Consider the following 6,384-nt stretch of genomic DNA (forward strand, 5'->3'; position numbering starts at 1 on the left):
CCCTGTTAGTCTGCGTTGTGCAGCGCCAGGCAATTGTCCAGCATCCGGTTGGAGAATGCCCATTCATTGTCATACCAAGCCAACACTTTCAGCAGCTTACCGTTTACCTTGGTGTGATTGGCGTCGAAGATTGAGGACAGTGGGTTGTGGTTGAAGTCACTGGAAACCAACGGCAACGTGTTGTAGCCGAGCACTTTAGAGTGGCGGCTGGCTTCCTTGAATATCTCGTTGACCTCTTCGGCAGTGGTTTCACGCTTGAGCTGCACGGTCAGATCCACCAGTGAAACGTTGATCACCGGGACCCGAACCGACATTCCTGTCAGTTTGCCCGCCAGTTCCGGTAGCACCAGCCCCACCGCTTCAGCTGCGCCGGTCTTGCTTGGAATCATGTTGTGTGTGGCTGAACGCGCACGGTAAGGGTCAGTGTGATAGACGTCAGTCAGATTCTGATCGTTGGTGTAGGCGTGAATCGTGGTCATCAAACCGTTTTCAATGCCCAGCTCGCGATGGATCACTTGGGCCACGGGTGCCAGGCAGTTGGTGGTACACGATGCGTTTGAAATAATCTGATGCGATTGACGCAGCACGTCGTGGTTAACGCCGTAAACCACGGTGGCATCGGCACCTTTGGCCGGTGCAGAGATAATCACTTTGCGAGCGCCAGCAGTGATATGCGCAGCGGCTTTATTGCGGTCGGTGAACAGACCGGTGCATTCAAATACAACGTCAATGTTCTCGGCTTTCCACGGCAAGTCGGCCGGGTTGCGGATGGCGCTGACTGCAATTCGGTCCCCATTGACCGTCAGGCTCTCATCGTCGAACTCGACCGTGCCGCCGAAATGGCCGTGAACAGTGTCAAATTGCAGCAGATGTGCGTTGATTGAGCTGTCGCCCAAGTCGTTGATGGCGACGACTTGCAAGTCTTGCCGGTAACCTTGGGTATAGAGTGCGCGTAGGACATTGCGGCCGATGCGGCCAAATCCATTGATTGCGATGCGAAGAGTCATACAGCCGTCCTCTGTGAAATTTGTTGTTGGAATTACAAGATTATTCGCATAAAAATAGAAAACAAGCCTTTTTAGTGGCAATATTTTGTTTTATCTACAACGAGTAACCCGTAAGCCCATTACAGTTGTTCGAAGTCGTGCCTGAGCTCAGCCTAGGCTCGACTGCCGAAAATTGAAATCATCTGAACGGGTCACCTATCCGCTAGCTTGGAGTTCATTACATGCATCCCCGTGTTCTTGAGGTAACTGAGCGGCTAATAGCCCGTAGTCGTGCGACACGTGAGCGCTATCTGCACATGATCCGTGGCGCCGCCAGCGATGGTCCGATGCGCGGTAAATTGCAATGTGCCAACTTCGCCCATGGCGTGGCCAGTTGCGGCACTGAAGACAAACAAAGTCTGAAAATGATGAATGCTGCCAACGTGGCCATTGTTTCTTCGTACAACGACATGCTCTCGGCTCACCAACCGTATGAGCATTACCCTGAGCAGATCAAACAAGCCTTGCGTGAAATCGGCTCGGTGGGCCAATTTGCCGGTGGGGTTCCCGCTATGTGCGACGGCGTTACCCAAGGTGAGCCGGGCATGGAACTGGGTATCGCCAGCCGTGAAGTGATTGCAATGTCGACCGCCATCGCGCTGTCTCACAACATGTTCGACGCCACGCTGTGTCTCGGTATCTGCGACAAGATCGTGCCGGGCTTGTTGATGGGCGCCTTGCGTTTTGGTCATCTGCCGACTTTATTCGTACCGGGTGGCCCGATGCCGTCGGGGATTTCCAACAAGGAAAAAGCCGATGTCCGTCAGCGCTACGCCGAGGGTAAAGCCACCCGCGAAGAGCTGTTGGAAACGGAGATGAAGTCGTACCACAGCCCTGGCACTTGCACGTTTTATGGCACCGCCAACACCAACCAATTGCTCATGGAGGTCATGGGCCTGCACTTGCCTGGGGCTTCTTTTGTCAATCCATACACCCCGTTGCGCGATGCCCTGACGCGTGAAGCGGCTCACCAAGTCACCCGGTTGACCAAGCAAAGCGGGCAGTTCATGCCGCTGGGCGAAATCGTCGACGAGCGTTCGTTGGTGAACTCGATTGTGGCGCTACACGCGACAGGCGGTTCGACCAATCACACGCTGCACATGCCGGCGATCGCCATGGCCGCCGGGATTATTCTGACTTGGCAGGACATGGCCGACTTGTCAGATGTGGTGCCGACCCTTAGCCATGTGTATCCAAACGGCAAAGCTGACATCAACCACTTCCAGGCGGCGGGCGGAATGTCGTTCCTGATCCGCGAATTACTCGAAGCCGGTCTGTTGCACGAAAACGTCAACACCGTTGCCGGATTCGGCCTGAGCCGTTACACCCAAGAGCCATTCCTCGAAAATGGCACATTGGTATGGCGCGACGGCCCGATCGAAAGCCTTGATGAGGATATTTTGCGTCCGGTCGCTCGGCCTTTCTCGGCCGAAGGCGGCTTACGTGTAATGGAAGGCAACCTCGGTCGGGGCGTGATGAAAGTCTCTGCGGTCGCCGCCGAACATCAAATCGTCGAAGCGCCAGCGCTGGTGTTCCAGGACCAGCAAGACTTGGCGGACGCGTTCAAAGCCGGTCAATTGGAACGTGATTTCATCGCGGTCATGCGGTTCCAGGGGCCACGTTCCAACGGCATGCCTGAGCTGCATAAAATGACGCCGTTCCTTGGCGTGTTGCAGGACCGTGGCTTCAAAGTGGCGTTGGTCACCGACGGGCGGATGTCTGGCGCGTCCGGTAAGATCCCGGCAGCGATCCATGTCTGCCCGGAGGCGTTCGACGGCGGACCCTTGGCGCTGATTCGTGACGGAGACATTATCCGTCTGGACGGTGTTAAGGGTACATTGCACGTTCTGGTGGACGCGGCAGAGTTGGCCGGCAGAGAACCGGCAGTGGGTCTGCTCGACAACGGTGTTGGGTGTGGGCGCGAACTGTTTGGCTTCATGCGCATGGCTTTCAGCTCGGCAGAGCAGGGCGCTAGCGCCTTTACCTCGGGATTGGAGACGCTTAAGTGAAATTGGCTTTGGTGGGTGATATCGGTGGCACTAATGCGCGTTTTGCCATTTGGGAAGACGATACGTTGCATTCGGTCCGGGTGTTCCCGACCATTGATTACGCCAGCCCGGAAAAGGCCCTTGAGGTCTACCTCGAAGACCTGGACCTGCATCCGGGCGAAGTCGGCTCCGTCTGCCTGGCCGTAGCCGGACCGGTGGGCGGCGATGTATTTCATTTCACCAACAGCCACTGGCGAATCAGCCGTTCGGAATTCTGCGCCCACCTCAAAGTTGATAATTTGTTGATGGTCAACGATTTCACGGCAATGGCCTTGGGCATGACCCGGTTGAAAGACAACGAATACCTGACGGTGTGCCACGGCATGCCTGAAGCAGGGCGACCGCGTGTAGTGATCGGACCTGGAACGGGATTAGGCGTGGGCACGTTGATTGGCCTTGCCGATAACCATTGGATGGCCTTGCCCGGCGAAGGCGGACACGTTGATCTTCCGTTGGGAACGCCCCGGGAAGCCCAGATCTGGGCGCGATTGATGACAGAGCACGAGCACGTCAGCGCTGAAACCATCCTCAGCGGAGCCGGCTTGCTGCTGTTGTACCAAGTCAGTTGTTCGCTGGATAACATTGAGCCAACGCATAAATCGCCGGCGGCTATCACTTCGGCTGCCGTGGCAGGCGATCCGGTGGCGGCAGCGGTGCTGGAGCAGTTCTGTTGCTGGTTAGGTCGTGTGGCAGGCAATAACGTATTGACCGTCGGCGGGCGTGGTGGTGTTTACATTTGCGGCGGTGTGATTCCTCGTTTCAGTGATTTTTTCATTGCCAGCGGTTTTGCCAGGTCGTTCGCCGAAAAAGGCTTGATGAAGGATTACTTCAAGGGCGTACCGGTTTGGTTGGTAACAGCTGAATATCCAGGGCTTATGGGTGCCGGCGTAGCATTACAGCAAGCGTTTGGTCGCGTTTAATTTACTCGGCCTCAACTAAGAAACAGGCTTTATTGATAACAAGGACGACCCTGTGAGCTCAGTCAGTAAGTCAATTTTGCTGGTCGACGACGACCAGGAAATTTGTGAATTGCTGCAAACCTACCTGAGTCGCTGTGGCTTCATAGTGCGCACGGTCGGTGATGGTGCCGGTTTTCGCCAAGCGCTCAGTGATGAACCCAGCGATCTTGTGATTCTCGATGTCATGTTGCCCGACGAAGATGGCTTTAGCTTGTGCCGTTGGGTCCGCCAACATCCGCGCTATGCCCAAGTCCCCATCATCATGCTCACCGCCAGTTCAGACGAGGCTGATCGAGTAATCGGCCTGGAACTGGGCGCTGATGATTATCTGGGTAAACCGTTCAGCCCTCGTGAGTTGCAGGCGCGCATCAAGGCGTTATTGCGCCGCGCACAGTTCGGTCATGAGCGCAGCGGCGGCGAAGTGCTGGTGTTCGACGATTGGCGATTGGACATGGTCAGTCATCGCTTATTTCACCGTGACGGTGAAGAAGTCATCCTTTCCGGGGCTGATTTTGCGCTGCTCAAATTATTCCTGGACAATCCACAACAGATTCTTGATCGCGACACGATTGGCAATGCCACCCGTGGACGCGAGTTAATGCCGCTGGAGCGCATTGTTGACATGGCGGTTAGCCGCTTGCGTCAGCGCTTGCGCGATACCGGCAAAGCGCCGCGGTTGATTCGTACCGTGCGCGGCAGCGGTTACCTGTTGGCGGCGAACGTGACCTTCCAGGCCAGCAATGGCTACTGAAATGAGGGGCTGGCGCTTTCCAATGCCTCGTTCATTACTCGGTAGGATGTTGCTGCTGACCTTGCTAGTTGTGCTATTGGCGCAAGGTCTGTCCAGCGTGATTTGGGTCTCGCAGTTGCGCGCGACACAAATGGAAGGCTTGGTCACCAGTGCGCGCAGTCTTGCGCACTCCATGGCTGCCAGTGTCAGCTACTTCCGTTCGCTACCGGTTGCTTATCGACCGCTGGTGTTGGACCAGTTGCGCAGCATGGGCGGCACGCGTTTTGTCGTGTCTCTCAACGACAAGCCGCTGGAAATGGAGGTTCTTGGCCCCACCCTGCGCAAGCAAGCCGTATTGAATGCCGTCGAAGAGGTGCTGCGTCAACACTTGGGCAGCGAACCGACGATATCGGTGAGATTCGTGCGTCCTGAGGATCTGAAGATTTTCAACGGTGGCCTCAAACTCGACGAACTGCCACGTTCCTGGGCGCACTATGCGTTGAGTTTGGAACCGATCAACCCGCCCGTGCTCGTCACGCAAATCGAATTGTCGCCCGGTGAATGGCTGTACATTGCATCGTTGCTGCCGGAACCCTACACCACCCTGGAAGAGCAGAACCTGCCGACGCAACAGGTATGGTTCATTGGGTTAACCAGCAGCTTTCTGCTGCTATTCATCGGTCTGCTGGTGCATTGGCAGAGTCGGCCACTCAAGCGGTTGGCACGGGCCGCGCGGGAAATGTCATTGGGTACCGTGGTCGAACCGGTCATTGAGGGCGGCGGGAGTGAAGTGGTTGAAGTCAGCCGGGCATTCAACGCCATGCGCGAACGCATCAGCCGTTACCTTTCCGAGCGCAGTCAATTATTCAGCGCCATTTCCCACGATTTGCGCACGCCGATTACTCGGCTTCGTTTGCGGGTTGAGTTATTGGAGGATGAAAGCGTGCAGGCCAAGTTCAGTCGCGATCTTGATGAGCTGGAACTGCTGGTCAAAGGCGCCCTGCAATGCGTGAAAGACACTGATATTCATGAAAACATCGAGCCGGTGGACCTCAATCACGTGTTGGATTGTCTGGTCGAGCCCTACGTCTCGCCTGCCGGAAATGGCCGCGTGACCCAACAGGGCCAAGCTGGAGCGCTATTTTTAGGCAAACCGCTGGCGCTCAAGCGCTGCATGGGCAACCTGATCGACAACGCCCTCAAATACGGACAAAGGGCGCACCTGCATGTAACAGACGACAGCAGTGCATTTGTCCTCCACGTCGATGACGAAGGTCCAGGCGTACCCGAGCAGCGTCTGGAGCAGGTATTTGAGCCGCACTTTCGTTTAGCGGGCAAACAACAGCAAGGCTACGGGCTAGGGTTGGGAATCGCTCGCAACATCGCCCACAGCCATGGCGGAGAGGTCAGCCTGCAAAACCTGCGTGAGGGCGGGCTGCGCGTGACGTTGAGATTGCCTCGGACGGTTGATTGATCAATATCTGCTTCCCTGAATTCTGAACTGCGCCCCAAATGTTGGACACTCATCCAACTACCGGGGTGTTTTTCATGGGTAAATATTCAACGCAGTTCAAGCGGTCCGCCATCAATGCTTTCCTTGA

5 protein-coding genes are annotated in these 6,384 nt (G+C 56.0%); 4 read left to right on the top strand and 1 reads right to left on the bottom strand.

Translation table 11 applies throughout. From position 1 onward, the window contains the following. Positions 1 to 5: 5 nt before the first annotated feature. Positions 6 to 1,007: a type I glyceraldehyde-3-phosphate dehydrogenase gene (gene gap / locus QN378_RS13545; RefSeq protein WP_322201343.1), complete on the bottom strand. Its 1,002-nt coding sequence runs from the start codon at positions 1,005 to 1,007 to the stop codon at positions 6 to 8. Between the two features lie 221 nt (positions 1,008 to 1,228). Here gap and edd point away from each other — a divergent pair, with 221 nt between their 5' ends. The 4 genes from edd to QN378_RS13565 are packed head-to-tail and all read left to right on the top strand — an operon-like array spanning position 1,229 to position 6,257. Next, positions 1,229 to 3,055 carry a phosphogluconate dehydratase gene (gene edd, locus QN378_RS13550; protein WP_322201345.1) on the top strand — a complete coding sequence of 609 codons (1,827 nt, stop codon included), beginning with the start codon at positions 1,229 to 1,231 and terminating at the stop codon, positions 3,053 to 3,055. Next, positions 3,052 to 4,014, top strand: coding sequence for a glucokinase (locus QN378_RS13555; protein ID WP_322201347.1), 963 nt, complete (start codon positions 3,052 to 3,054; stop codon positions 4,012 to 4,014). The genes edd and QN378_RS13555 overlap by 4 nt, the downstream gene beginning before the upstream one ends. Positions 4,015 to 4,066: 52 nt before the next feature. After that, positions 4,067 to 4,804 (top strand): response regulator transcription factor, encoded by a 738-nt coding sequence (locus QN378_RS13560; RefSeq protein WP_322201349.1) that lies wholly within the window; start codon positions 4,067 to 4,069, stop codon positions 4,802 to 4,804. Next, positions 4,794 to 6,257, top strand: coding sequence for an ATP-binding protein (locus tag QN378_RS13565; protein ID WP_322201351.1), 1,464 nt, complete (start codon positions 4,794 to 4,796; stop codon positions 6,255 to 6,257). Before QN378_RS13560 ends, QN378_RS13565 begins: the two co-directional genes overlap by 11 nt. Positions 6,258 to 6,384 lie beyond the last annotated feature (127 nt).

Source organism: Pseudomonas sp. 10S5 (genome assembly GCF_035019745.1).
In the GTDB taxonomy this organism is placed as follows: domain Bacteria; phylum Pseudomonadota; class Gammaproteobacteria; order Pseudomonadales; family Pseudomonadaceae; genus Aquipseudomonas.